The 24,299-nt window shown below is 74.6% G+C and carries 24 protein-coding genes and 1 tRNA gene; 13 read left to right on the top strand and 12 right to left on the bottom strand.

Features of this window, described 5'->3' with window-relative positions:
* The first annotated feature begins 80 nt into the window (after window positions 1–80).
* Together ABT093_RS08435 and ABT093_RS08430 are read left to right on the top strand one after the other, a co-directional pair.
* Entirely contained in the window at window positions 81–269 is a 189-nt protein-coding gene (locus ABT093_RS08435; RefSeq protein ID WP_350561785.1) for a helix-turn-helix transcriptional regulator, read from the top strand.
* Window positions 269–1,645, top strand: coding sequence for a tyrosine-type recombinase/integrase (locus ABT093_RS08430; protein WP_350561783.1), 1,377 nt, complete (start codon window positions 269–271; stop codon window positions 1,643–1,645). The genes ABT093_RS08435 and ABT093_RS08430 overlap by 1 nt, the downstream gene beginning before the upstream one ends.
* A 166-nt stretch (window positions 1,646–1,811) precedes the next feature.
* Here ABT093_RS08430 and ABT093_RS08425 read toward each other — a convergent pair.
* Window positions 1,812–1,892, bottom strand: a tRNA-Tyr gene (locus ABT093_RS08425).
* 216 nt (window positions 1,893–2,108) lie between these two features.
* On the opposite strand from ABT093_RS08425, the gene ABT093_RS08420 reads away from it, so the two are divergent.
* Complete coding sequence (locus ABT093_RS08420) at window positions 2,109–2,597, top strand: YajQ family cyclic di-GMP-binding protein (protein ID WP_350561781.1); 489 nt, start codon at window positions 2,109–2,111, stop codon at window positions 2,595–2,597.
* Window positions 2,598–2,678: 81 nt separating this feature from the next.
* Here the strand turns inward: ABT093_RS08420 and ABT093_RS08415 are convergent, their stop codons facing one another.
* Both ABT093_RS08415 and ABT093_RS08410 read right to left on the bottom strand, forming a co-directional pair.
* Window positions 2,679–3,179, bottom strand: coding sequence for a hypothetical protein (locus tag ABT093_RS08415; RefSeq protein ID WP_350561779.1), 501 nt, complete (start codon window positions 3,177–3,179; stop codon window positions 2,679–2,681).
* Window positions 3,180–3,220: 41 nt separating this feature from the next.
* Window positions 3,221–3,928, bottom strand: coding sequence for an ArsR/SmtB family transcription factor (locus tag ABT093_RS08410; protein ID WP_350561777.1), 708 nt, complete (start codon window positions 3,926–3,928; stop codon window positions 3,221–3,223).
* A 138-nt stretch (window positions 3,929–4,066) separates the two neighbouring features.
* Between ABT093_RS08410 and ABT093_RS08405 the strand changes: the two genes are divergently transcribed.
* The 7 genes from ABT093_RS08405 (at window position 4,067) to mug (ending at window position 12,044) form a co-directional block, all read left to right on the top strand.
* Window positions 4,067–5,362 carry an MFS transporter gene (locus ABT093_RS08405; protein WP_350561775.1) on the top strand — a complete coding sequence of 432 codons (1,296 nt, stop codon included), beginning with the start codon at window positions 4,067–4,069 and terminating at the stop codon, window positions 5,360–5,362.
* 313 nt (window positions 5,363–5,675) lie between these two features.
* Entirely contained in the window at window positions 5,676–7,130 is a 1,455-nt protein-coding gene (gadC, locus tag ABT093_RS08400) for a glutamate/gamma-aminobutyrate antiporter GadC (protein ID WP_350561965.1), read from the top strand.
* Entirely contained in the window at window positions 7,127–7,564 is a 438-nt protein-coding gene (locus ABT093_RS08395) for a hypothetical protein (protein WP_350561773.1), read from the top strand. The genes gadC and ABT093_RS08395 overlap by 4 nt, the downstream gene beginning before the upstream one ends.
* A gap of 151 nt (window positions 7,565–7,715) precedes the next feature.
* Entirely contained in the window at window positions 7,716–9,068 is a 1,353-nt protein-coding gene (locus ABT093_RS08390) for a dipeptidase (RefSeq protein ID WP_350561771.1), read from the top strand.
* 73 nt (window positions 9,069–9,141) lie between these two features.
* Window positions 9,142–10,260, top strand: a complete 1,119-nt coding sequence (locus ABT093_RS08385; protein ID WP_350561769.1) for a M24 family metallopeptidase — start codon at window positions 9,142–9,144, stop codon at window positions 10,258–10,260.
* A gap of 135 nt (window positions 10,261–10,395) precedes the next feature.
* The gene (locus ABT093_RS08380) at window positions 10,396–11,484 is read left to right on the top strand and encodes a phosphatase PAP2 family protein (RefSeq protein ID WP_350561767.1); all 1,089 of its coding nucleotides are present in this window, start codon (window positions 10,396–10,398) and stop codon (window positions 11,482–11,484) included.
* A complete protein-coding gene (gene mug, locus ABT093_RS08375) occupies window positions 11,481–12,044 on the top strand; it encodes a G/U mismatch-specific DNA glycosylase (RefSeq protein WP_350561765.1) in 564 nt (187 codons plus the stop codon). The genes ABT093_RS08380 and mug overlap by 4 nt, the downstream gene beginning before the upstream one ends.
* 29 nt (window positions 12,045–12,073) lie before the next feature.
* Here mug and ABT093_RS08370 read toward each other — a convergent pair whose 3' ends face one another.
* The gene (locus ABT093_RS08370) at window positions 12,074–12,721 is read right to left on the bottom strand and encodes a response regulator (protein ID WP_350561763.1); all 648 of its coding nucleotides are present in this window, start codon (window positions 12,719–12,721) and stop codon (window positions 12,074–12,076) included.
* Entirely contained in the window at window positions 12,718–14,001 is a 1,284-nt protein-coding gene (locus ABT093_RS08365) for a sensor histidine kinase (RefSeq protein WP_350561761.1), read from the bottom strand. Before ABT093_RS08365 ends, ABT093_RS08370 begins: the two co-directional genes overlap by 4 nt.
* Before the next feature lie 252 nt (window positions 14,002–14,253).
* Between ABT093_RS08365 and ABT093_RS08360 the strand changes: the two genes are divergently transcribed.
* Entirely contained in the window at window positions 14,254–16,146 is a 1,893-nt protein-coding gene (locus ABT093_RS08360) for an FtsX-like permease family protein (RefSeq protein WP_350561759.1), read from the top strand.
* Window positions 16,147–16,155: 9 nt separating this feature from the next.
* Here ABT093_RS08360 and ABT093_RS08355 read toward each other — a convergent pair whose 3' ends face one another.
* Window positions 16,156–17,070: a LysR family transcriptional regulator gene (locus tag ABT093_RS08355; RefSeq protein ID WP_350561757.1), complete on the bottom strand. Its 915-nt coding sequence runs from the start codon at window positions 17,068–17,070 to the stop codon at window positions 16,156–16,158.
* 150 nt (window positions 17,071–17,220) lie between these two features.
* On the opposite strand from ABT093_RS08355, the gene ABT093_RS08350 reads away from it, so the two are divergent.
* Entirely contained in the window at window positions 17,221–18,237 is a 1,017-nt protein-coding gene (locus ABT093_RS08350; RefSeq protein WP_350561755.1) for an NADP-dependent oxidoreductase, read from the top strand.
* 167 nt (window positions 18,238–18,404) lie between these two features.
* Here ABT093_RS08350 and ABT093_RS08345 read toward each other — a convergent pair whose 3' ends face one another.
* A complete protein-coding gene (locus ABT093_RS08345) occupies window positions 18,405–19,289 on the bottom strand; it encodes a sigma-70 family RNA polymerase sigma factor (RefSeq protein WP_350561753.1) in 885 nt (294 codons plus the stop codon).
* A gap of 74 nt (window positions 19,290–19,363) precedes the next feature.
* Between ABT093_RS08345 and ABT093_RS08340 the strand changes: the two genes are divergently transcribed.
* Entirely contained in the window at window positions 19,364–20,044 is a 681-nt protein-coding gene (locus ABT093_RS08340) for an FMN-dependent NADH-azoreductase (RefSeq protein ID WP_350561751.1), read from the top strand.
* 50 nt (window positions 20,045–20,094) lie between these two features.
* Here the strand turns inward: ABT093_RS08340 and ABT093_RS08335 are convergent, their stop codons facing one another.
* The 5 genes from ABT093_RS08335 to ctaD form a co-directional block, all read right to left on the bottom strand.
* Window positions 20,095–20,496, bottom strand: a complete 402-nt coding sequence (locus ABT093_RS08335; RefSeq protein WP_350561749.1) for a YccF domain-containing protein — start codon at window positions 20,494–20,496, stop codon at window positions 20,095–20,097.
* Window positions 20,497–20,695: 199 nt separating this feature from the next.
* Window positions 20,696–20,965: a hypothetical protein gene (locus ABT093_RS08330; RefSeq protein ID WP_350561747.1), complete on the bottom strand. Its 270-nt coding sequence runs from the start codon at window positions 20,963–20,965 to the stop codon at window positions 20,696–20,698.
* Window positions 20,966–21,120: 155 nt separating this feature from the next.
* A complete protein-coding gene (locus ABT093_RS08325) occupies window positions 21,121–22,071 on the bottom strand; it encodes a M48 family metalloprotease (protein WP_350561745.1) in 951 nt (316 codons plus the stop codon).
* 10 nt (window positions 22,072–22,081) lie between these two features.
* The gene (locus tag ABT093_RS08320; RefSeq protein WP_350561743.1) at window positions 22,082–22,513 is read right to left on the bottom strand and encodes a BlaI/MecI/CopY family transcriptional regulator; all 432 of its coding nucleotides are present in this window, start codon (window positions 22,511–22,513) and stop codon (window positions 22,082–22,084) included.
* A 36-nt stretch (window positions 22,514–22,549) separates the two neighbouring features.
* Window positions 22,550–24,208 (bottom strand): aa3-type cytochrome oxidase subunit I, encoded by a 1,659-nt coding sequence (gene ctaD / locus ABT093_RS08315; protein ID WP_350561963.1) that lies wholly within the window; start codon window positions 24,206–24,208, stop codon window positions 22,550–22,552.
* Window positions 24,209–24,299 lie beyond the last annotated feature (91 nt).

Genomic DNA, 24,299 nt, shown 5'->3' with positions numbered 1-24,299 from the left:
CTCCGCCCTCCGCGCCCGTCCGCGAGAGGGCCCGCAACACTCCGCAACCACCATTCGCACTCGCCGATGGAGTCGCCGCCATGCCCACGCAGGACCCGAAGCTCAAGCTCGCCGAGGTGCTCGAAGAGCTGGAGATGTCCCGCTCCGCCTTCTACCGCATGGTCGCCCGCGGGAAGGGCCCGAAGCTCATGAAGCTCCCCAACAACCAGATCCGCGTCCGCCGCAGCGCCCTCGACGCGTGGTGGGCCGAGCAGGAGGTCGCCGCCTGATGCCCACCTCGTACAAGGTGAAGTTCTGGGAGCACCGTCACCGGCCGGACCGGCGGACGCCGTGGATGGTGCGGTGGACGGTGGCCGGCCGGGAGTTCTCGGAGTCGTACCTGACGAAGACCCAGGCTGACGGCCGCAAGGCCGAGCTGCTGGTGGCCGTCGCCTCGCACCAGCCGTTCGACGTCGAGACGGGCCTGCCGCTGGCCGAGCTGCGGAAGCGCCAGCAGGAGGAGAACGCCGTCACCTGGTACCAGCACGGCCGGAACTACGTGGAGGCCCGGTGGGACGGGGCTCCGGCGAAGACGCGGACGACGTGGGCCGACGCGCTGGCCAGCGTGACGTTCGAGCTGGTCAGCAGCAAGGTCGGGATGCCGGACAAGCGGGTCGTCCGGCGGGCGCTGTACGGCTGGGCGTTCAACGTGAACCGGTGGACCGAGGAGCCGCCGGCCGACGTCGCCAGGGCGCTCGCGTGGGTCGCGCGGCAGTCGGTGGACGTCTCCGAGCTGGAGGACCCGAAGGTGGTCCGGAAGCTGCTGGCCGCGCTGTCCGTGAAGCTGGACGGCACGAAGGCCGCCGCGTCCACGATCCTGCGCAAGCGCCGGATCCTTCACCACGTCATCGGCCGGGCCGTCGAGGACGGGCTGCTGACGGCCAATCCACTGCCGCTGGTCCAGTGGCAGCCGCCGCAGGTCGAGGAAGAGGTCGACCCCGAGTACGTGATGAGCCCGGAGCAGGCCGCCGCGATGCTGGAGGCGGTCGGGCGCCAGGGACGGCGCGGACCGCGGCTGGTGGCGTTCTTCGGGTGCATCTACTACGCCGGGATGCGGCCCGGGGAGGTCGTCCACCTCCGGCGGGACCGCTGTGTGCTGCCCGCGGAGGGGTGGGGGAAGCTCAACCTCAACGGCAACAGCCCCCGGGTCGGGTCGGCCTGGACCGACACCGGCGCCTCGCACGACCCCCGGGGCCTGAAGCACCGTGCCGAGAAGGCCACTCGCCCTGTCCCGATCCCGCCGGAGCTGGTGGCGCTGCTGCGGGAGCACATCGAGGCGTACGGCACGGCGCCGGACGGCCGGCTGTTCCGGACCTTCCGCGACGGCATGGTGCAGGAGAGCGGCTACGGGGTGGTCTGGGCCGCCGCCCGGGCCGAGGTGCTGAGCCCGGACGAGCGGGCCACCCCGCTCGCGAAGCGGCCGTACGACGGCCGGCATGCCGGGATCTCCCTGTGGCTGGCCTCCGGGGTGGCGCCCGCCGAGTGCGCGCGGCGCGCCGGGCACAGCATCGCCGTCCTTCTCCGCGTCTACGCGAAGTGCATCCACGGTGACGAAGACCACGCCAACCGGCTGATCGCCGAACGCCTCCAGCGCCGGCCCGGCTGACCCTGGTCCGCGCCTGGTCCGGAACCGCTGGTCAACGCCGGGATCCGGGCGGGAACAGGTGGGACAAACCTCGCGAAACGGCCACAGCGGCGCCGCGAGTGTTCGAATAAACGAAAGCAGCCCCTGACGTGCGTTTCCGCATGTCAGGGGCTGTTTCTCTATCCTGTGGCTGGTGCAGGGTTCGAACCTGCGTAGCTTGCGCGACAGATTTACAGTCTGCTCCCTTTGGCCGCTCGGGCAACCAGCCAGGATGTTCGCCTCCCGGGGGCTCGCCCCGTTCGACTGGGTAAACCTTACCCGATGCCGGGGGGTGGTTCGCCACCCGGTCGGGTGGGGCGGGATCGGCGGGTGTGGCGTGGCTGTCCCGGGCGGGGGCGGGGGCGGGCTGGATAGGCTGGGGCGGCGGGCGTCCGGTGGGACGGGCCGTGTCAGTGCAGCCAGAACATCAAGGAGACCAACACCCATGGCCGACTCCAGTTTCGACATCGTCTCGAAGGTCGAGTGGCAGGAGGTCGACAACGCGATCAACCAGACCTCCCGCGAGATCTCCACGCGCTTCGACTTCAAGAACGTCGGCGCCGAGATCAAGCGCTCCGGCGAGACGATCGAGATGAAGGCCAACGGCGAGGAGCGCGTCAAGGCGATCCTGGACGTGCTGCAGAGCAAGTTCATCAAGCGCGGCCTGTCGCTGAAGGCGCTGGACGCCAAGGACCCGCAGCTGTCCGGCAAGGAGTACAAGATCTTCGCGGACGTGAAGGAGGGCATCTCCCAGGACGATGCCAAGAAGGTCGCGAAGATCATCCGGGACGAGGGCCCCAAGGGCGTCAAGGCCCAGGTCCAGGGCGACGAGCTCCGGGTCACCTCGAAGAGCCGTGACGACCTGCAGGCCGTCCAGGCGCTGCTCAAGGGCAAGGACCTGGACTTCGCGCTCCAGTTCGTGAACTACCGCTGAGGCGGAGGACGGCCCCGGGCGCGTGCTCCTGACGGGGCGTGCGGCCGGGGCCGTCGTCGTTCGCGGGGCGGGCGCCGGGGGTCAGTCGGCGGTGGCCCAGGAGGCGGTGGTGCGGTGGGCGCCGAGGCCGGCCGCGTCGAACTCGTCGTGGGCGGCGGGGTCGGTGTCGGCCGGGTGGACACCGAGGTGGCGCAGGACGCGGGAGATCGGGCTGCCCTCGGGCGGGAAGGGTTCGAGTTCTGCGCTGGTGAGCGGGCCCAGGGCGAGCCGGCCGTCGGCCCAGAGGGCTGCGCGCTGGGTGCCGGTGCCGCCGAAGTAGTCGGCCTCCACGCAGGCGATCGGGCCGGCCTTGGACCAGGCGGCGAGCCGGCGTTCGAGGCCGTCGGAGAACCAGCCGAAGCCGGCGGCGCCCGGGGAGGCCGGGTCCTCGTCGCCGAACCGGAGGGCCGCCAGGAACTCGGGGGTGGCCGGGATCAGCGCCAGGCCCTGGGCGAGCGGTCGCGGGCGGGCCGCCGAAACCTCGGCGGCCGCCACCGCGACCAGCTCGGCCGGCCCGATCAGCGCCTGAAGTTCGTATGACATTCAGTCATCGTGAACCATGACACCGACAGTCCGCGCGGCGTTTACGATTCCGTGCCCGGTCGGCTATCAGTCCGAGAGTCGGCCGCCCGCTCGGGGCGGACGCCGTAGAGCAGGGCGAACAGGGTCGTCTCCACCGCGTCCTCGGCGTCGCTGTCCCCCTCGGCGCTCAACTCGTGGAAGATCTCGTCGAGCTGACCGCGCAACCGGCGCATCCGCTCGGGGGTGAGCCGGTACGTGAAGTGCGAGAACATGCCCGGCAGACCGGTCGCCCCGGCGTCCCGCGAGGTGGTGAAGTCGATGCGGTCGGCGACCGCGTGGGCGCGGAAGTCGCCGCGGACCCGGTCCATCGCGGCGAGCAGGGCGTCGTAGGCGTCGACCCGGGTCGGCGAACCGGGCGCGAAGATCTCCGGGGCGACCCGCAGTGAGAGCTGGGCCGGGGCGTAGCGGCTCTCGACGATGCCGGAGACCAGCCGGGTGCCGGCGACGCCGATCAGCCCGACCTTCTCCAGCTGCTTGATGTGCCGGTAGAGCTTGGTCTGCGGCTCGTCGAGCGCGGCGGCGATCTCCTTGGCGGTGAGCGGTCCGGAATCGCGGGCGGCCATCAGGACGTCGAGGATCGCCAGGCGGAGCGGGTCGGCCAGGGCCTTGAGGGTGGCGGCGTCCTCCACCCGGCGCTCCTTGAGGACGGCGGGGGCGGGGGCGACAGGCCCCGCGTCGGCGTTCACGGCACTCTCGGCGTTCTCGACCACGGGCCCACCCTCGCAGATGGCCGCCGACCCGGGCAATCGCGCGTTCACTCTTGCGCAATCGATCACGCAGGCGTCATCATTCACGCATTCGTGAATGATGACGTCATAGTGAGTGGCGTCCGGAGGGGGAGATCGCCGATGAGGACCGACACCGCGACCACGCACACGACCCCGGACACGACCCCGGACACGGCGGTGGCCCCCGTCCCCCTGCGGCGCAACTGGCGCTTCCAGGCCCTCTGGGCCGGCCAGGCCGGCTCCACCCTCGGCCTGCAGATCGCCGACACCGCGTACCCGCTGCTGCTGCTCGCGCTCACCGGCTCCGCCACGCTCGCCGGGGCGTTCGGGGCGCTGCAGATCGGCGCCTCCGTCCTCTTCGGCATCCACGGCGGCGCGGCCGCCGACCGCTACGACCGCCGCGTGGTGCTGATCGTCGGCGACTGCGTCCGGCTGCTCGCCTGTGCCAGCGTCCCGCTCGCCCTGGCCGTGGACCGGCTGACCGTCGCGCACACCCTGGTGGTGGCCGTGGTGATCGGCGCGACCATCGCCTACACCGGCCCGACCCGGCTGATCGCGGTGCGCTCGGTCGTCCCGCCGGAGCAGCTGCGGCAGGCGCTGGCGCAGGACGAGGCGCGGATCAGCGGGGCGGGCCTGATCGGGCCGCCGCTGGCGGGCGCGCTGTTCGGGCTCGGCCGGGGCGCGCCGTTCGTCGGCACGGCGGTAGCCTCGCTGCTCTCGCTGACCGCCGCGCTGCTGGTGCGCTTCCCGAGCCGGCCGGAGACCGGGGCGGACCGGGAGGCCGCCGCGCGGGGCGGCGCCCTGGCCGGCTACCGCTACCTCGCCCGCAACGCCCTGCTCCGCCCGGTCCTCGGCGTCGTCCTGCTGATCAACGTCGCGGGCACCGCGATGCTGCTGCCGGTGATGGTCCTCCTGCGCGGCCAGGGCACCTCCAGCACCGGCATCGGCCTGGCACTGGCCGGCGAGGCCGTCGGGGCGCTGGCCGGCGCGCTGCTGGTGAGCCGGCTGCACCGGCTGGCCGGGCCCGGGGTGCTGCTGCTCGCGGTGTCCTGGCTGACCGTCCCGGTGCTGCTCGCGCCGCTGCTGCCGGGCGGGACGGTCACCGTGTTCGCGGCGCTGTTCACGGTGGGCCTGGGGATACCGACGCTGCGGGTCATGATCGACCTGCTGGTGTTCAGCAGGGTCCCGGACGCGCTCCGCGGACGGGTGATCGCCGCGACGATGACGCTGTTCACGGCCGGGATGCCGGCCGGGATGGTCGGCAGCGGACTGCTGCTCGACCACCTCTCCCCCGCGGCGGTCCTCGTCGCGGTGGCCGTGCTGCTCACGGCGGGCCTGGTCCCGGCGACGGCCGGCCGGACGCTGCGCCGCGCCGGCTGGCCCGAGCCGCCGGTCACGCCCGCCCCGTCCTCCTGACAGTCGCTCACCCGTGCGGGTGCACCCGCATGCGGCCCCATCGCCAACCGGGTGAACTGGCCGGGTACGGCCCGTCCCCGGCCCGTTCCCGGTCCGGCCCCCGGACCGGCGCCGGCGGGCCACCCCAGGAGGACGCATGAGTTCGATGGACCTACCGTCGTCCGGCCAGGGCCGGCCCGGCGGCACGGGCGGAGGCGGCACGGGCGGCGGCGGCAACGGAGGCGGCACGGGCGGCGGCGCCGGCGGACGCCGCACCGAGGCGGACACCCGGCACACCGGCGCGGCGGCCACCAGGCTGGCGGACACGCCCCGGATGTCCTGGCTGACCCTCGCCTTCATGACCACCGCCTCGGTGGCCAGCCTCCGCTCCGCCCCGACCATGGCGGTCTACGGCCTCGCCTGCGTCTTCCTCTACCTGCTCCCGGCCGTCGTCTTCCTGCTGCCGACCGCGCTGGTCTCCGCCGAGCTGGCGTCCGGCTGGGAGGGCGGCGTCTACCGCTGGGTGTCGGAGGGCCTGTCGAAGCCGCTGGGCTTCCTGGCCGTCTGGTGCCAGTTCGCGATGACGATCTTCTACTACCCGTCCCTGCTCGCCTATGTGGCCTCCACCATCGCCTACGTGGTCGACCCCTCCCTCGCGAGCAACGGCCCGTACACCGCGATCGTGATCATGGTGCTCTACTGGACCGGCGTCTGGGTCTCCTCCCGGGGCACCAAGGCGGTGGCCGGCCTCTCCTCGGCGGGCCTGGTGATCGGCACGCTGATCCCCGGCACGCTGCTGGTCGTGCTCGGCCTCGTCTTCCTCGGCCAGGGCAACGGCTCCGCCGCCCCGATGGACGCCGCCCACCTGTTCCCGGAGTGGACCGGCCTGGCCAGCCTGGTGCTGATCGTCAACAACTTCCTCAGCTACTCCGGCATGGAGATGAACGCGGTGCACGTCTCCTCGCTGCGCGACCCGGCCCGGGAGTTCCCGCGCTCGATGTTCACCGCCTCCGCGATGGTGCTGGCGATCTTCATCCTGCCCGCGCTGGCGATCAGCTGGGTGGTGCCGTCCAGCGAGCTGAGCCTGACGGCCGGCGTGATGCAGGCCTTCGACGCCTTCTTCCAGTACTTCCACATCGGCTGGCTCACCCCGGTGATCGCGGTGGCGCTGGTCTCCGCCTCGCTCGGCGGCATGCTCACCTGGCTCGCCGGGCCGTCCAAGGGCCTGCTGATGATCTCCCGCCAGGAGGGCTACCTCCCGCCCTTCCTGCAGAGGCTCAACAAGGAGGGCATCCAGCAGAACCTGCTGGTCACCCAGGGCGTGATCACCACGGTCATCGCCCTCGCCTACGCCCTGATCCCGAACGTCTCCAGCGCCTACTGGATCTTCTCGGTGATCACCACGCAGGTGTACCTGATCGTCTACCTGCTGATGTTCGCCGCCGCGATCCGGCTGCGCCGCACCCGGCCCGACCACCCGCGCGGCTACCGGGCGCCCGCGCTGGTGCCGATCTCGGTGACCGGCCTGGTGGCCTCGGCGGCGGCGATGGCGATCGGCTTCGTGCCCTCCTCGCAGTTCGGCAGCGGCTCGGCCTGGTCGTACGTGGCGATCGTCGGCGGCGGTCTGGCGGTCCTGGGCCTGCTGATCCCCTATCTGTTCCTGCGGCTGCGCAAGCCCGAGTGGCGCTCGCCCGAGGCCCGGGCCGAGCTCGCCGCCCAGGAGGCCGCCGAACTGGGCCGCGCCGACGGTGCGGACCGGCCCGGCCCGGACAAGGACGGTACGGCATGACCCGCAACCCGATGGCCTCCCGGCACCGCTGGATCTACCTCGGCGCGATCGTCCTGCTGATCGGCATGCTGATCACCGGTCTGCTCACCTACACCCAGCTGCACGAGACCAACGAGGCCAACCGCAAGGCCCAGCAGCTCTCCGAGGCGCTCACCGCCGCCGGCTACCCGGTGCCCTCGCAGGACCAGATCGTGCACACCCTGGGCGAGGACGGCGGCGCCGTCTGCGAGGACCCGGCCGGCGCGCTCCAGCAGGCCCAGTGGAAGTACGGCATGTCCAACGGCGCCGCCGGCCCCGGCCAGCGCCCGGTGCTCTCCGACCGCGAGGTGGTCTTCGCGGAGGCGATCGTGCTCTCGGTGTACTGCCCGGACAAGCTCGCCGCCATCAAGGACAAGATCGACGACCTCAAGCTCGACGACACCGTCCGCAACTGACGGCACCGACCGCGACCGACCCCCGGTCCCCGACCGACGCCCCGGTCCGCACCCGACGACACGTTCCGCGCCCGACGACATGTTCCGTACCCGACGACACGTCCGCACCCGACGCCGGAACGCCCGGCAGCCGCCCAGAGGAGCCGTCACCATGACCGACGAACTCGCCCGCCGGATCGCCGCCCTGATGCCGCGGGCCAGGACCGACCTGGCCGAGCTGGTCGCCATCCCCTCCGTCGCCGACCCCCGCCAGTACCCGCCCGAGAAGTGCCGCCAGGCCGCCGAGTGGGTCGCCGACGCCTTCTCCACCGCCGGACTGCGCGACGTCCACCTGGAGGAGACCCCGGACGGCAGCCACGCCGTGGTCGGCCACCGCCCGCCCCCGCCCGGCGCGCCGACCGTCCTGCTCTACGCCCACTACGACGTCCAGCCCCCGCTCGACGACGCCGCCTGGACCTCCCCGCCGTTCGAGCTGACCGAGCGCGACGGCCGCTGGTACGGGCGCGGCGCCGCCGACTGCAAGGGCAACATCGTCATGCACCTCACCGCGCTGCGGGCGCTCGGCGACGACCTTCCGGTCGGCCTCAAGCTGGTCGTCGAGGGCTCGGAGGAGCAGGGCACCGGCGGCCTGGAGGCCTACCTGCCGCCGCACGCCGGCGAGCTGCACGCCGACGCGCTGCTGGTCTGCGACACCGGCAACGCGGCGATCGGCGTCCCCACCGCCACCACCTCGCTGCGCGGGGTCACCAACGTCGTGGTCAGCGTCGCCGCGCTCCGCGGCGACGTGCACTCCGGCATGTTCGGCGGCCCGGCCCCGGACGCGCTGGCGGCGCTGATCCGCATCCTCGACTCGCTGCGCGACACCCACGGCGGCACCCGGATCGACGGCCTGGACAACGACGGCACCTGGAGCGGCGTCGGGTACGACGAGCAGCAGTTCCGCACCGACGCGGGCGTCCTGGACGGCGTCCGGCTGACCGGCTCCGGCACCGTCGCCGACCGGCTCTGGGCCCGGCCCGCCGTCACCGTGCTCGGCATCGACTGCCCGCCGGTGGTCGGCTCCGCCGCCGCGGTCCCGGCCACCGCCCGGGCCCGGGTCAGCCTGCGGGTGCCGCCCGGCACCGACGCGGGCGCCGCCCAGGCCGCGCTCATCGCCCACCTGGAGGCCGCCGCGCCGTGGGACGTGCGCGTCGAGGTGACACCGGAGAGCGCCGGTTCGCCGTTCCGCGCCGCCACCGGCGGGCCCGCGTACGCGGCGCTCGACAAGGCCGCGCAGGAGGTCTACGGCCGGCCGCTGTCCTTCCTCGGCCAGGGCGGCTCGATCCCGCTCTGCACCGTGTTCGCCTCGACCTTCCCGGAGGCGGAGATCATCCTGATGGGCGTCGAGGAGCCGCGCTGCCTCATCCACGCGCCCAACGAGAGCGTCGACCCCGGCGAGATCGAGCACATGGCCCACGTCGAGGCACTGTTCTTCCGGCACTACGCCAACTCGCACCGGCCATGATGGAGTTGACGCACACGACGCGCACCCAGCCACCAGCCGTCGCCGTCGGCGAGCCCCCACCAGGAGACCCCGCATGCCCCGAGAGTTCACCACCGAGGACTACCGCGCCCGCCTGGAGCGGGCCACCGCCGCCGCCGCGGACGCCGGGCTGGCCGGCCTGGTCGTCGCCCCCGGCCCCGACCTCCTCCACCTGACCGGCTACCAGCCCACCGCGATCACCGAACGGCTCACCGCCCTCGTCCTCACCGCCGGCCACGAGCCCGCGCTGGTCGTCCCCGCCCTGGAGCGCCCCGACGCCGAGAAGGCGACCGGCGCCCCCGCCCTCCGGCTGGTCGGCTGGACCGACGGCCAGGACCCGTACGCCGCCGCCGTCCCGCTGATCGACCCGGCCGGCCGGTACGGGATCTCCGACAACGCCTGGGCGATGCACCTGCTCGGGCTCCAGGCCGCCCTGCCGGGCGTCGGCTGGACCTCGCTCACCGAGACCCTGCCGATGCTGCGCGCGGTCAAGGACGCGGACGAGCTGGAGCGCCTCGCCGCGGCCGGCGGCGCCGCCGACGCCGCCTACCGGGGCATCCTGGAGGTCACCTTCGCCGGCCGCCGGGAGACCGACGTCGCCGCCGACCTCGCCGCCCTGCTCATCCAGTACGGGCACAGCCAGGTCGACTTCACCGTGGTCGGCTCCGGCCCCAACGGCGCCAACCCGCACCACGAGGCCGGCGACCGGGTGATCGGGAACGGCGACACCGTCGTCCTGGACTTCGGCGGGCTCAAGGACGGCTACGGCTCCGACACCACCCGCACCGTGCACGTCGGCCCCGACGTCCCGGACGAGGTGCGCAAGGTCCACGACGTGGTCCGGCGGGCGCAGCAGACCGCGTTCGAGGCCGTCCGGCCCGGAGTGAGCTGCCAGGAGATCGACCGGATCGCCCGCCGGGTCATCACCGAGGCCGGGTACGGCGACTTCTTCATCCACCGCACCGGCCACGGCATCGGCATCACCACGCACGAGCCGCCGTACCTGGTCGAGGGCGAGGAGCGGCCGCTGGTGCCGGGCATGTGCTTCTCGATCGAGCCGGGCGTCTACCTGCCGGGCCGGTTCGGGGTGCGGATCGAGGACATCGTGACGGTCACCGAGCAGGGCGGGCGGCGGTTCAACAACACCCCGCACGAGCTGGGCATCGTGTCCTGAGCGCCCCGTTCCGCGTGTCCTGGGTCACCCCGGGCCGCCTCCGCTGCGCCGCCCGGGGCATTTCTGAGCCCTTCCTGAACGGACCGCCGTTCGCACCGAGAGTTCTCCAAGAATGCCTTGCTAGCTTCGACCGGCATGACCAGAATGCTCCGCCCGGCGCCGCCCACCCCTCCCGAGAGCGCCGGGCGGCTGCGTCCGGCGACCGGCTCCCGGACCGGCGCGCGCCCCGGCGCCCTGGCCCGGCTCCGGCTGCTGGCGTGGCCGCTCTACCTCGCCGCCCTGCTCTGGTACCTGCGCGCGTACGGCCTGCCGTACACCAACGACCTGGTCTTCCTGTGGCTGATGGGCGCCCTGGTGGCCGCCGGCGTGCACAGCGGGCACGGCGCGCGCGGCTTCCTGCTGGTGCTGCGCGACTGGGTGCCGGTGATGGCCGTCGTCTGGACGTACTCGCTGCTGCGCGGCTACGGCGCGCACACCCCCTGGGGCCCGTACCTGTGGCCGCAGCAGCGCTTCGACGAGGTGCTCGGCTTCGGTGAGACGCTGACCGTGCGGCTCCAGCACGGGCTCTACACGCCCGGCTCGCCGCAGTGGTGGGACTACGCGGCGGTCACCGTCTACATGTCGCACTTCTTCGCGGTCTTCATGATCCTCGCGGTGCTGTGGCGCCGCCGCCACGACCGGTTCCGGCACCTGCTCACCTGCTACCTGGTGCTGACCTTCGCCGGCTTCGCGACGTACATCCTGTACCCGGCGGTGCCGCCGTGGCTGTCCTCCCAGGAGGGCCACCTGCCGGCGCTGACCCGGGTGGTCTCGGACGTGCTCACCGAGAGCGGGCTGCCGCGGGCCGCGTCGGTGTTCGAGAACGGCAGCCAGTTCGCGAACGACGTCGCCGCGATGCCCTCGCTGCACTCGGCGTACCCGGCGATGCTGCTGTTCTTCTTCTGGCCGACGGCCGCGCGGTGGGTGCGGGTGCTGCTGGTCGCGTACCCGCTCGCGATGACCTTCGCGCTGGTGTACGGGGCGGAGCACTACCTGCTGGACGTCTTCGTCGGCTGGGCCTACGCGGCCGCGGCGGTGTACGGCGTGCGGTGGCTGCGGGAGCGGCGCCGGACGCGGTCGCTGGCGGCGAGCCGGGCGGCGGTGGCCGTCCCGGCGACGGCGGGGGCGGACGCGGCGGGGGCGGACGCGGAGGCGGCCGCGCCCACCGGCACACTGGAGCGGTGACCGAGAAGCCGACCACCGCGCCGAGGCCGACCGCCGAACAGCTGCTCGCCGCCCGCGACACCACGATCGAGGACGTCACCGCCCCCGGTCTGCGCGTCCTGTTCTGCGGCATCAACCCCGGGCTCTGGTCCGGGGCCACCGGTCACCACTTCGCCCGCCCGGGCAACCGGTTCTGGCCCGCCCTGCACCGCTCCGGCTTCACGCCCCGCCAGTTCCGCCCGGACGAGCAGCGGCAGCTGCTCGGCCTCGGTCTCGGCATCACCAACGTCGCCCCGCGCGCCACCGCCAAGGCCGACGAGCTGACCGCCGACGAGCTGCGGGCGGGCGGCGCCGCGCTCACCGACCGGGTGCTGCGGCTGCGCCCCCGGGTGCTGGCGGTGCTCGGCATCGGCGCCTACCGCACGGCCTTCGGCCGTCGGACGGCGTCGATCGGGCGCCAGGAGCAGACCATCGGCACGACCGAGGTCTGGGTGCTGCCCAACCCCAGCGGCCTCAACGCCCACTACACCCTGGACACCCTGGCGGCGGAGTTCGGCAGGCTCCGTGAGGCGGTCTCGTAGGGCCCGCCGACGCCCCCGTCGACGGGCCCTCAGGAGCGCAGGAACTCCAGCACCGCCAGCACCCGGCGGTGGGTCTCCTCGGCCGGGGGCAGGTCCAGCTTCATCAGGATGTTGCCGATGTGCTTGCCCACCGCCGCCTCGGACACCACCAGCTCCCGGCAGATCGCCGCGTTCGATCGGCCCTCCGCCATCAGCGCCAGCACCTCGCGCTCACGCGGGGTCAGCCGCTCCAGCGGGTCCCGGCGGCGGCGCAGCAACTGCCGGACCACCTCCGGGTCGACCACCGTGCCGCCGGCCGCCACCTCGGCGACCGCCGCCGTGAACTCCTCGATCTGGCCGATCCGGTCCTTCAGCAGGTAGCCCACGCCGGAGCCGTCCCCGGAGTCCAGCAGCTCCGCCGCGTACGAGCGCTGCACGTACTGGCTGAGCACGAGGACGGGCAGTCCGGGGCGCCGCTCCCGGAGGGCGACGGCGGTGCGCAGCCCCTCGTCGGTCTGGCCCGGCGGCATCCGGACGTCGGTGACGACGAGGTCCGGCGCGTGCTCCTCGGCCGCCGCGCGCAGCGCCCCGGCGTCGCCGACGGCGGCCACCACCCGGTGCCCGAACCGGGCCAGCAGGCCGACCAGACCCTCGCGCAGCAGCACGCCGTCCTCCGCGAGCACGATCCGCAGGCTCATCGGGCCGCTCCTCCGTCCGCCGGGGCGCAGGGGATCTCCACCCGCACCAGGGTCGGTCCGCCGGGCGGACTGCTGACCGTCAGTGTGCCGTCCACGACCGCGACCCGGTCGGCCAGTCCGGTCAGGCCGGTGCCGCGGGCCGGGTCGGCGCCGCCGCGGCCGTCGTCGGTCACCTCGATGGTCAACCGCCCGTCCGCGTAGCGGCCCTCGACGCCGGCCGTGCGCGCGCCGCTGTGCTTGGCGATGTTGGCGAGCGCCTCGGTGACGGCGAAGTAGCCGGCCGACTCGACCGGCGCCGGAAGCCTGACGGGCAGCGCGAAGCGGGTGGTGACCGGGACCGGCGAGCGGTCGGCGGCGTCCGCGCAGGCCTCCGGCAGGCCCCGGTCGGTGAGCACCTGGGGGTGGACGCCGTTGATCAGCTCCCGCAGCTCGGCCAGCACGTCGCCCGCCTCGCGGTGCGCCTCGGCGAGCCGGGCGGCCAGCGGGCCGTCCGGCGGCGCGTCCAGCCGGGCGAGGCCGAGCGTCATCCGCAGGGCCACCAGGCGCTGTTGGGCGCCGTCGTGCAGATCGCGTTCGATCCGGCGCCGCTCCGCCTCGAAGGCGTCCACCAGCCGGGCCCGGGAGCGGACGAGTTCGCCGATCCGCCGCTCCTGCCGGCCGGGCCCGAGCAGCAGCCGGACGAGGCCCGCCCGGGCGGCGGCGACCACCGCCAGCGGGTACCCGAGCAACGGCAGCAGGGCAAGGCCGGCCAGCCCGCACAGGGCCGCCGTCACCGGCGAGTGGACCTGCCAGATCTTGAGGACGTTGACCTGCTCGCCGTCCAGCAGGAGCAGCGGGAGGGCGGCCAGCAGGTAGCCGGGGACGGCGAGGGCGCAGCCGGCCACGGCCAGGTCGACCGGCCAGAGCACGAACCCAGCGAGCACGGTGAAGCCCAGCTCGCGCCAGGTCGCCCGCTCGCGGTAGCGCAGCCGCAGCCAGGCCGCGAGGCCGGGGCGGTCGGGGAGGCGGTGCGGGTCCGGCACCCGCGCGCCGTCCAGGAAGCGGGCCAGCCGGCGTTCCCAGGCCGCGACCGGCAGCCCGACCAGGGCGAGCGCGGCCAGCAGCGGCAGCCCGACCAGCAGCACCGCCAGCGCCCCGCCGGCCACCACCGAGACCAGCAGCCCGGCGCAGAGCAGCAGCCCGGTCAGCCCGGTCGCCAGCAGGTACCCGGCCGCCCGCCACGGGGCCGCCGACCGCAGGAACCCCGGCCGCGGCACCGGGCCCCACCAGCCCTCGTCCATCGCGTCCCTCCCCCTGTGCGCCCGCCCACCCTAGGTCCCCGGCCGCGGCCCGTCGGTAGGGCCCGGCCTACCTTTCCGCCCGCGGCCCGCGCCCTTCCTTCCGCGGCCCGCGCCGTTCCGCCCGCGCCGGAAGTCGGACCCGTCGACGTCCGGCGCGGCCTCCGCGTCCCCTACGGGTAGGGCCCGCCCTACCGTCCGAAGTGGCGCCTGGGCTGCTGTGCCGGCCCGGCCGGCGGCGGTTCGCTGGACGGCATGAGAATGCTGCGGATCGCGCTCACGTCCCTGAAGGCCCGCCCGGTCTCCCTCCTCGGCGCCTTCCTGGCCCTGGCCCTCGGCGTGGCGATGACCGCCGTCATGCTGCTCGGCCTCGCCGCCGCGCTGGGCGGCGCCGCCGGCGGGGAGGAACTGGTCTCGCTGGTCGCCGCGCTCGGCACCGCGGGCGGGGTGAGTGCGTTCGTCTCGGCGTTCGTCGTCGCCTCCACCTACTCCTACGCCGTCGCCCAGCGCCGCCGCGAACTCGGCCTGCTCCGCCTGGCCGGCGCCACCCGCGCGCAGGTCCGCCGCACCGTGCTCGCCGAGGCGCTGCTGCTCGGGGCCGCCGCCTCCGCCACGGGCTGCCTGCTCGGCCGGCTCGGCGCTCCCGCGCTCGTCCGGGGGCTGTCCGAGGCCGGCATGGCCCCGCCCGGCTTCGCCCTCGTCCCCGCCTCCTGGCCGCTGCCCACCGCCTTCGCGACCGGCCTGCTGGTCGCCCTCGGCGGCGTCGCCGCGGCCGTCCGGCGGGCCGGACGGGTCGGCCCGCTGGACGCCCTGCGCACGGCCGACCTCGACACCGGGGTGCTGACCGCCGGCCGGCTCCTCACCGGCCTCGGCCTGCTGCTCGCCTTCCTCGCGCCGGTCGCCACCGCGCTCGCCACCGACCCCGCCGACCTGCTGCACCGCAAGACGTACACCACCCAGCCCATGTGGCTGATCTGCGCGTCCGGCCTGCTCTCCCCGCTCCTCGCCCCGCCGCTGATCCGCCTGCTGGGCCGCGTCCTCCCCCGCCGGGTCACCGGCTACGCCGGCCGCCTGGTGCCGGCCGGCGCCGCCGCGGCGCTGCGCCGGACGGGGGCGGTGGCCGCACCCGTCCTGGTCTCGGTCGCGCTGACCGGCGCGCTAGCGGGCGCGCTGGACACGGTGGGCGCCGCCCGCACCGCCGAGGCGCGCGCCCGCACCGCCGCCGACCTGGTCGTCGTCCCGGCCCCCGGCGCCGACGGCGGCCCGCTGCTCGCCGCGCTGCGCGCCGTTCCCGGCGTGGCCGCCCTCTCCGCCACCGCGCCGACCGCCCTCTCGCTCGTCGAAGCGGACGGCGTGACGGTCCGCTCCGAGGCCCGCGCGACCACCGCTCGGGCCGGACTGGCGGCGCTCGCCCGGCTGCCCCTGCTGGCCGGTTCGCCGGCCGGCCTCGACGACGGCTCCCTCGTCCTGCCCGCCGAGTGGGGGCACCGGACGGTCGGCGAGCCGGTCCCGGTGGTCCGCGCCGACGGCAGCCGGACGACCCTGCGGGTCGCCGCCGTGCTGCGCGACGGGCTCGGCGACAACGGCCTGTACGTGACCGCCGCCAATGCCCCGGGCGCCCTGGTCGACCGGATCGAGGTCCGGCTCGGCCCCGCCGCCCGGGCGGCCGGCGTCCGCGCCGCCGCCCTGCCGTTCGGCGCCGCCGTGCTGACCCGCGAGCAGTGGCTCGCCGCCGGGGCGTCCCCGCGGATCGCGTGGCTGCGGATCGTCCTGGTGCTCGGCCCGGCCCTCGTCTACGCGGGCATCGCGCTCGCCAACACGCTGCTCATGGCCACCGCCGACCGCCGGCGCGAACTCGCGCTGCTCCGCCTGGCCGGGGCGACCCGAGGTCAGGTGGTCCGCCTGGTCACCGCCGAGTCGGTGCTGGTGACGGCGGTCGGCGCGGTGCTCGGCTGCGCGGTCGCGGCCGTCCAGCTCGGCTCCCTGCACGCCGCGCTGGCGGTGCTGCGCGTACCCGCCCCGCTCGTCCTGCCGTGGCGGCCGGTCGGCGTGGTGGCGGCCGGGGCGCTGCTGCTCGCCGCGGTCTGCGCCGCGCCGGCCGCCGCCTGGGCGCTGCGCACCCGCCCGGTGGCCGCCGCCGCGCGCTGAGTCCGGGTGTCAGACCGCCGTCAGTCCCTCGGGCAGCCCCTGGCCGCGCAGCTCCCGCAGCTCGCGGATCAGCGCCCGGACGGCCGCCGTCCCCGCCAGCTCCGGCGTCGTCACATAACCGACGTAGCGGCTCGGCGGGCGCGGCCCGAGGCCGGTGACCGCCAGCCCGGCGGGCGCGCCGAGCAGGGCGGTCCGGGGCATGATCGCCATCCCCAGGCCCTGCGACACCAGGGAGGCGGCCACCGTGTCGTCCTCGACGTCGATGGTCGACGGCGGGATCCAGTCCTGCCGGTCCCACCAGTCGCGGGTGTACGAGCCGCAGTTCTCGTCCCAGTCGACCAGCGGCAGCCCGCGCGGCGCCGGGTGACCGGCCGGGTGCGCCAGCGCGTACGTCTCCTCGAACAGCCGGGCGGCGACCAGGCCGGGGACGGGCGGCGGCGCGGCCGGGTCGAGGGTCGCGAGGCCGAGGTCGGCCCGGCCGTCGGCGACCTCGCCGGCGGTGCCCCGGCCGATCTCGCGGACGATCCGCACCTGCGCCGTGACCCCCGGGTGGCGGGCGGTCAGCCGGGCCAGGACGGGCGGCAGCAGGTGCGCGGCGACGCTGCGGAACGCGGCGATCCGCAGCACCCCGCCGACCTCCCCCGCCGCGTCGCCCGCCGCGGCCGCCCGGACCTCCGGGCCCATCGCGGCCAGCAGCCGCAGGACCCGCCGGGCGTACGCGACGGCCCGCTCGCCCGCCTCGGTGGGACGCGCGCCGTGGCGCCCGCGCTCGAACAGCACCGCGCCGAGCTTCCGTTCGCTGGCGCGCACGGCGTGCGAGACGGCGGACTGGCTGCTGTCCAGGCGCGCGGCGGCGGCCGTGAACCCCTGCTCCTCGGCCACCGCGACGAGGACCCGCAGCTCGTGCGGGGCGAGATCGGTCATGGCGGCGACGCTACCGGATCCATCGATCCCGTTCATGGAACGTCCCCGTCCATCGACGCGGGCCCCTGCCCGGCCCCCCGCCCCGCTCCCTACGGTGATCACCACCGCCCGCCGGCATCCGCCTTGAGCCCTTGAACCCTGGAGCCCACCGTGTCCCGCCCCACCGCCCGCGTCGTCCACCTCGTCTCCCGCCCGGACGGCGAGCCCACCGCCGACGACTTCGCCTTCCTCGACGAGACGGTCCCGCCACCGGCCGACGGCGAGGCGCTGGTCGAGAACATCCACCAGTCCGTCGACCCGTACATGCGCGAGGAGATGGACGAGACCGGCGGCTGGCGGCTGCACGCCCCGCTGGAGGGCCGCACCCTGGGCCGGGTCGTCGAGTCCCGCACGCCCGCGCTGCCCGTCGGCACCCTCGTCCACCACCGCCGGGGCTGGCGCACCCTCTCCGTGGTCACCGCGGAGGAGACCACCGTCCTGCCCGACTTCGCGGGCGTCCCGCTCAGCGCCCACCTCGGCATCCTCGGCGGCACCGGGCTCTCCGCCTGGGTCGGCCTGACCCGGATCGCCCGGCTGCGGCCCGACGAGACGATCTTCATCTCGGCGGCCGCGGGCGGCGTCGGCACCGCGGCCGGCCGGATCGCCCGCCTGCTCGGCGCCGGGCGGATCGTCGGCAGCGCCGGGTCCGCCGCCAAGGTCCGCCACCTCACCGAACACCTCGGCTTCGACGCCGCCTTCGACTACCACGACGCCCCGATCGCCGACCGGCTGCGCGAGGCCGCGCCCGACGGCCTGCACGTCTACCTCGACAACGTCGGCGGCGACCACCTGGAAGCCGCCATCGGCGCGCTGCGCGACCACGGCCGGATCGCCTGGTGCGGGGCGGTCGCCCAGTACAACCACCTCCAGGCCCCGCCGCCCGCGCCGCGCAACCTGTTCGACGTGGTCGGCAAGAGCCTGCGGCTGGAGGGCTTCCTGGTCCGCGACCACCTGGACGCCCGCCCCGGGCTGTACGACTTCCTCGTCCCGCACCTGCGCTCCGGGGCCGTCGCCTCGGACGAGACGGTCGTCCAGGGCTTCGAGCACGTCGTGGACGCCTTCCTCGGCATGCTGCGCGGCGCCAACACCGGCAAGATGATCGTCCAGCTCGCCGACGAGCCGCGCTGAGCCGCACCGGAGGACCGCCGGTCCGCTCCCCCGGGGCCGCCTTGTCGAGAGGGCGGGCACCGTGCCCGGCCCGGTCCGCGCGATGTACGTCGAGGGCGCCGGCGGCACCGAGGCCGACCTCGACGACCCGCGCGCCGCCCGCACCGGGCACCGGGAGCGGCAACGCCTCATCGTGCTCGCCACCGCCGCTCCGGCTCCCCGACCCACGGGCCGCACTCCAGCGGCCCGACCGCCGCCGCCGCCAGCCGTGCCGGGTCCGCGACCACCTCGAAGGCGGCCACCCGGCCGTCGCGCACGGTGAACCGCAGCAGCAGCCGCAGCCGTCCGTCCGGCGCGATCGCCGCGCCGACCGCGCCGTCCACCAGCACCGGCACCCCGAACCGCGCCCGCCGCCCGATCACCCGCGTCTCCCGGGCCACCGCGTCGGCGCCGCGCAGCACCGCCGGACGGCCGGCCGGCAGCGCGGCCGGGTCGGCCCGGCGCACCACGTCCGGGGCGAGCACGGCGAGCAGCGCGTCCAGGTCGCCGCCGCGGGCGGCGGCCAGGAACGCCTCCACCACGGTGCGCTCGCCCGTCCCCCGCTCCGCCGGCGCCCCCTTGACCCGCTGCCGGGCCCGGCTCGCCAGCTTCTTGGCGGCCGCCGTGTTCCGCCCGACGATCGGCCCGATCTCCTCGAACGGCACCGCGAAGCCGTCGTGCAGCACGAAGGCGACCCGCTCGGCCGGCCCCAGCCGGTCCAGCACCACCAGCATCGCCCGGCCGACCTCGTCGACCAGCTCCGCCTCCGCCTCCGGCCCGTCCACCACCCCCTCGGCCACCGCCGGCTCGGTCCGCCGCGCCCGCAGCACGTCCAGGCAGATCCGCGACACGACCGTGGTCAGCCAGCCCGGCAGGTTCTCCAGCTCCGCCGCGTCCACCCGCTCCAGCCGCAGCCAGGCCTCCTGCACGGCGTCCTCCGCCTCCGCCGTCGACCCCAGGATCCGGCGCGCCACCGCCCCCAGCCGCCCCCGCTCGGCCTCGAACCGCACCGCCAACCGCTCGCGCCCGTCCATCGGTCACCTTTCCGTCCGCGTCCCCGTCACGGGGTTGACGATGCCCACCCCCCGAAGGTGACCGGGAGCCCCTCATGCCCACCCCGATGCCCACCCTGCTCCACCTGGACTCCAGCGCGAGCCCGGCCGACCGGTCCGTCAGCCGCCGCCTGACCGCCCGCTTCGCCCGGGCCTGGCAGGCCGGCCACCCCGGCGCCGGCTACCGCTACCGCGACCTCGCCGCCGACCCGGTACCGCTCATCGGCGCCGGCTACGCCTCCCTCGGCGTCCGCGTCGAACGCCACGGCGCCCCCGTCCCGCTCGCCGACGTCCCCGCCTTCGCGGCCACTCCCGACGAGCGCCACGAGTGGTCCCTGACCCACCCCCTGATCACCGAACTCCACGCGGCCGACACGCTCCTGCTCGGCGTCCCCATGTACAACTTCACGGTCCCCGCCGCCCTCAAGGCCTGGATCGACCGCGTCACCTTCCCCGGCGCCCACACCGGCCGCCTCACCGCCACCCGCGTCATCGCCGTCACCGCCCGCGGCGGCGGCTACGGCCCCGGCACCCCGCGCGAGCCCTTCGACTTCCAGACCCCCTACCTGCGCGCCTGGTGCACCGAACACCTCGGCGTCCCGGAGGCCAACCTCCGCTTCGTCCACGCCGAACTGACCCGCGCCGCCGACGTCCCCGCCCTCACCCCCTACCGCGGCCTCGCCACCACCTCCCTCGCCACCGCCCGCACCACCCTGACCACCCTCGCCACCGCCTGAAACCGCCGAAGGGCCGGCGGAAACACCCGCCGGCCCTTCCGCCCCGTCCGCTACCGCCCGCCCCAGGGCTCGTCCGTCGCCACGATCTCCCGCCCCAGCGGCGTCAGCGACACCGGGATCAGCTTGAGGTTCGCCCACCCGAACGGGATCCCGATGATCGACAGGAACAGCGGAATGCTGGTGATCAGGTGCATCAGCGCCAGCCACCACCCGGCGAACACCAGCCAGATCACGTTCCCGACGCACGACGGAGCCCCGGCGTCCGGCCGCTCGACGGCCTTGCGCCCGAACGGCCAGATCACGAACCCCGCCAGCCGGAACGACGCGATGCCGAAGGGAATGGTGATGATCAGAACGCAGCAGATGATGCCGGCGATCACATATCCGACCGCCATCCAGAACCCGCAGAAGACCAGCCAGAGCACATTCAGTAGGAATCCGATCACCTTCATGCCTGGCACCCTCTCACGCGCGACGACTGCCCCCTACGACCCGGATGCCCGCTGAGCTGCGTGTCCACGCGCTCGGAGGCCACACCTCAGGGACCGCTCCGGGTGCCGCCCCTCCTCACGGAGGAGACCGGTCCGCCCGGACACGCGGCTCCGCGCCGCCCGGGTGGCCCGGGCGGCGCGGAGCGGTGGTCGGGGGCGGTCAGCCCTCCGCGTGGCCGATGCCGGTGTCGACGAAGGAGCCGGAGACGCCGTCCTCGCTGATGACCAGGGTGCCCTCGAAGTAGCTGGCACCGTCGGGGCCGTACTTCACCTCGATGACGTGCAGGGCACTTCCGTCGGGGCCGACCGTGAAGGCGCCCTTGTCGAAGTGGGCGACGGGGACGGCGCCCTCGGCGTCGGCGGAGGCGGCGGTGGCGCCGCAGACGGCGAGCGGGAGGACGATGGCGGAGGCGGCGAGGATACGGTGCATGGTGCGCATGGAAGGTGCCCTTTCGAGGCGTTGATTCTCGATCCGGTGGGAAACACCGGCTGTCACCATTTGCCCATGCCCGCACACGGAGCGCTATCGGTGAAGGCCATTCGTGAGCCTGCGTCACCCCACCCTCCGGACCGGGCGCGCTCGCCCTACAGCGGGGTGACGGCCTTGAGGACGAGGAGGAGGGCGACGGCGGCGTTGAGGGCGGAGAGGGCGGAGGCGGCGGTGCCGAGGGCGGCGACGAGGGCGGCGAGGCCGGCGGGGGTGTGGGCGGGGGGCCAGTTGCGGGCGGTGGGGACGGGGCCGAGGAGGGCGGCGACGCGGCGGGGCACCGGGCCGGGGGCGGCGAAGGCGGGGAAGGCCGCGTAGGCCGCGGGCGGGCGGTGCGAGGCGAGGGCGGCGCGGGCGACGGCCCGGGCGGTGACCCGGCGGTCGCCGACCGCCTGCGCGGACTCCTCGTCGGCCCAGCGCTCCGCGCTGTAGGCGACGGCGCGCTGCAGCGGCCGCAGGAACGGGTTGACGCAGCCGGCCAGCTGGGTGGCCAGCAGGTGGCGGTGGTGCCGGTGGGTCAGGTGGGCGCGCTCGTGGGCGAGCAGGGCGGCGCGCTCGTCCTCGGCGAGGCCGGCCAGCATGCCGGTGGAGACCACGACCCGGCCGGGCGAGCGCGGCGAGCCGGGCAGCGCGTAGGCGTACGGCTCCGGGTCGGGCAGCAGGGCGACGTCGGACGAGGCGGGCAGGGCGCGGCCGAGGGCGCGCCGGGCGCGGGCCCGGATCCGCAGGTGGCGGGTGAGCGTGCGGCCGAGGGCGAGCAGGACGGCGGCGAGGACGAGCAGCGCCGCCGTGCCGACGCTCTCGTGGTACGGCAGCGCGGCCCGGACCTCGGGGTCGGACCAGCTGTCGGGCAGCGGGTTGCCGGGGATCTGGGCGGTGCCGACGACCCCGATCAGGGCCAGGCAGACCGCGCTGCACAGGGCCATCACGATGCTGATCGCGGTGAGCAGCCGGGCGGCGCCGCGCGGGTGCAGGTGCTGCTCGGTGAGGCGGGCGATGGGCAGCGCCGTCAGCGGCAGGACGAGGGGGAGGAAGACGAAGACGCCCACGGCGCGGAGGTCAGCCTTCGGGATCGGGGGCCGGGGCGCAGGCGCCGTCGAGCAGGGTGCGCAGCAGCTCCTCGTCGTGCGGGAGCAGGGCGGTCACGAAGCTGGCGAGCACCGCGTCCCGGTCGGGCTCGCCGTCGAGCACCCGGCGCATCCGCAGGGCGGCGAGGCCGGCCGCGTCCGAGGAGGCCTGCCAGAGGTAGGAGCGGCCGGAGCGGGTGCGGGTGACGGCGTCCTTGGCGTGCAGCCGGGAGAGGATGGTCATCACGGTGGTGTAGGCGAGGTCGCCGTCGAGGCGTTCCTGGACCCAGCCCGCGGTGACGGGGCCGGGGGCCCGCTGGAGCACCGCCAGCACCTGCGCCTCCAGCTCGCCCTGGCCGCGCCGGCGGCCCCGCGGGTCGCCGGCCACCGGGGCGTGGGTCTCCTCTGCGGTGTCCTCTGCCATGCCGGTCATCCTAACGAGGAGGTAAAGGACCGGGAATCAGCCTTGTGGTTCGCGGGCGTTCTGCCGCCGGTCGATCTCCGCGATCCCGGGGTGGTGGAGGTCGAAGGCGGGCGACTCGGAGCGGACCCGGGGCAGGGTGACGAAGTTGTGCCGGGGCGGTGGGCAGGAGGTGGCCCACTCCAGCGAGCGCCCGTAGCCCCACGGGTCGTCGACGGTGACCCGCTCCCCGTACCGGGCGGTGTGCCAGACGTTGTAGAGGAACGGCAGGGTGGAGATCCCGAGCAGGAACGAGCCGATGCTGGAGACGGTGTTGAGCGCGGTGAAGCCGTCGGAGGCCAGGTAGTCGGCGTAGCGGCGGGGCATGCCCTCGGCGCCGAGCCAGTGCTGGACCAGGAAGGTGGCGTGGAAGCCGGCGAAGAGGGTCCAGAAGTGGATCCGCCCGAGCCGCTCGTCGAGCATCCGGCCGGTGAACTTGGGCCACCAGAAGTGGAAGCCGGCGAACATCGCGAAGACCACCGTCCCGAACACCACGTAGTGGAAGTGCGCGACGACGAAGTACGAGTCGGAGACGTGGAAGTCGATCGGCGGCGCGGCCAGCAGCACCCCGGTCAGCCCGCCGAACAGGAAGGTGACCAGGAACCCGACGGCCCACAGCATCGGCGTCTCGAAGCTCAGCGAACCGCGCCACATGGTGCCGATCCAGTTGAAGAACTTCACCCCGGTGGGCACCGCGATCAGCATCGTCATGATCGAGAAGAACGGCAGCAGCACCTGCCCGGTGACGAACATGTGGTGCGCCCAGACGGTGATCGACAGGCCGGTGATGGCGATGGTCGCGCCGATCAGCCCGGAGTAGCCGAAGATCGGCTTGCGGCTGAACACCGGGATGATCTCGGTGACGATCCCGAAGAACGGCAGCGCGATGATGTAGACCTCCGGGTGCCCGAAGAACCAGAAGAGGTGCTGCCAGAGCAGCGCCCCGCCGTTGGCCGCGTCGAAGACGTGCGAGCCGAAGCGCCGGTCCGACTCCAGGCAGAGCAGCGCGGCCGCCAGCACCGGGAAGGCGAAGAGCACCAGCACGGCGGTGAGCAGGATGTTCCAGACGAAGATCGGCATCCGGAAGAGCGTCATCCCGGGCGCGCGGAAGCAGACGATCGTGGTGATGAAGTTGACCGAACCGAGGATGGTGCCGAAGCCGGAGAGGGCCAGGCCCATGATCCACAGGTCGGCACCGAGGCTCGGGGAGTGGTCCGGGCCGTTCAGCGGCGCGTAGGCGAACCAGCCGAAGTCGGCCGCGCCGTCCGGGGTGAGGAAGCCGTAGACGACGATCAGCGAGCCGAACAGGTACAGCCAGTAGGCGATGGCGTTCAGCCGGGGGAAGGCGACGTCGGGGGCGCCGAGCTGCAGCGGCATGATCCAGTTGGCGAACCCGGCGAACAGCGGGGTCGCGAACATCAGCAGCATGATCGTGCCGTGCAGGGTGAAGAGCTGGTTGAACTCCTCGTTGGAGAGCAGCTGCAGCCCGGGCCGGGCCAGCTCGATCCGCATCAGCATCGCCATCAGCCCTCCGAGCAGGAAGAACAGGAAGGACGTGGTGATGTAGAGGGTGCCGATCCGCTTGTGGTCGGTGGTGGTGAGCCAGCCGACCAGGGCCCGGCCGCGCCGGCGGCGGGCGGCGGCGCGGTGGCGCTCCAGCCGGGGCGTGCGCGACGGGTGCGGGGGCTGCTGCTCCGCGGTGTCCTTCGGCAGGAGAGTCACGCGCTGCGCCTTCCGGGTCCGGGGCAGG

It is taken from the genome of Kitasatospora sp. NPDC002551 (assembly GCF_040296005.1).
In the GTDB taxonomy this organism is placed as follows: domain Bacteria; phylum Actinomycetota; class Actinomycetes; order Streptomycetales; family Streptomycetaceae; genus Kitasatospora.
This window is presented reverse-complemented; position numbering and strand designations above follow the sequence as displayed.

What these genes read in the sequence shown, in the direction of transcription:
- ABT093_RS08340 (WP_350561751.1), top strand. Translation starts at nt 19,364, where the DNA reads ATGCCCACCCCGATGCCCACCCTGCTCCACCTGGACTCCAGCGCGAGC.
- ABT093_RS08405 (WP_350561775.1), top strand. Translation starts at nt 4,067, where the DNA reads ATGAGGACCGACACCGCGACCACGCACACGACCCCGGACACGACCCCG.
- ABT093_RS08355 (WP_350561757.1), bottom strand. Translation starts at nt 17,070, where the DNA reads ATGACCGATCTCGCCCCGCACGAGCTGCGGGTCCTCGTCGCGGTGGCC.
- ABT093_RS08380 (WP_350561767.1), top strand. Translation starts at nt 10,396, where the DNA reads ATGACCAGAATGCTCCGCCCGGCGCCGCCCACCCCTCCCGAGAGCGCC.
- ABT093_RS08415 (WP_350561779.1), bottom strand. Translation starts at nt 3,179, where the DNA reads ATGTCATACGAACTTCAGGCGCTGATCGGGCCGGCCGAGCTGGTCGCG.
- ABT093_RS08360 (WP_350561759.1), top strand. Translation starts at nt 14,254, where the DNA reads ATGAGAATGCTGCGGATCGCGCTCACGTCCCTGAAGGCCCGCCCGGTC.
- ABT093_RS08370 (WP_350561763.1), bottom strand. Translation starts at nt 12,721, where the DNA reads ATGAGCCTGCGGATCGTGCTCGCGGAGGACGGCGTGCTGCTGCGCGAG.
- gadC (WP_350561965.1), top strand. Translation starts at nt 5,676, where the DNA reads ATGTCCTGGCTGACCCTCGCCTTCATGACCACCGCCTCGGTGGCCAGC.
- ABT093_RS08335 (WP_350561749.1), bottom strand. Translation starts at nt 20,496, where the DNA reads ATGAAGGTGATCGGATTCCTACTGAATGTGCTCTGGCTGGTCTTCTGC.
- ABT093_RS08385 (WP_350561769.1), top strand. Translation starts at nt 9,142, where the DNA reads ATGCCCCGAGAGTTCACCACCGAGGACTACCGCGCCCGCCTGGAGCGG.
- ABT093_RS08435 (WP_350561785.1), top strand. Translation starts at nt 81, where the DNA reads ATGCCCACGCAGGACCCGAAGCTCAAGCTCGCCGAGGTGCTCGAAGAG.
- ABT093_RS08330 (WP_350561747.1), bottom strand. Translation starts at nt 20,965, where the DNA reads ATGCACCGTATCCTCGCCGCCTCCGCCATCGTCCTCCCGCTCGCCGTC.
- ABT093_RS08395 (WP_350561773.1), top strand. Translation starts at nt 7,127, where the DNA reads ATGACCCGCAACCCGATGGCCTCCCGGCACCGCTGGATCTACCTCGGC.
- ABT093_RS08420 (WP_350561781.1), top strand. Translation starts at nt 2,109, where the DNA reads ATGGCCGACTCCAGTTTCGACATCGTCTCGAAGGTCGAGTGGCAGGAG.
- ABT093_RS08345 (WP_350561753.1), bottom strand. Translation starts at nt 19,289, where the DNA reads ATGGACGGGCGCGAGCGGTTGGCGGTGCGGTTCGAGGCCGAGCGGGGG.
- ABT093_RS08320 (WP_350561743.1), bottom strand. Translation starts at nt 22,513, where the DNA reads ATGGCAGAGGACACCGCAGAGGAGACCCACGCCCCGGTGGCCGGCGAC.
- ABT093_RS08430 (WP_350561783.1), top strand. Translation starts at nt 269, where the DNA reads ATGCCCACCTCGTACAAGGTGAAGTTCTGGGAGCACCGTCACCGGCCG.
- ABT093_RS08365 (WP_350561761.1), bottom strand. Translation starts at nt 14,001, where the DNA reads ATGGACGAGGGCTGGTGGGGCCCGGTGCCGCGGCCGGGGTTCCTGCGG.
- ABT093_RS08390 (WP_350561771.1), top strand. Translation starts at nt 7,716, where the DNA reads ATGACCGACGAACTCGCCCGCCGGATCGCCGCCCTGATGCCGCGGGCC.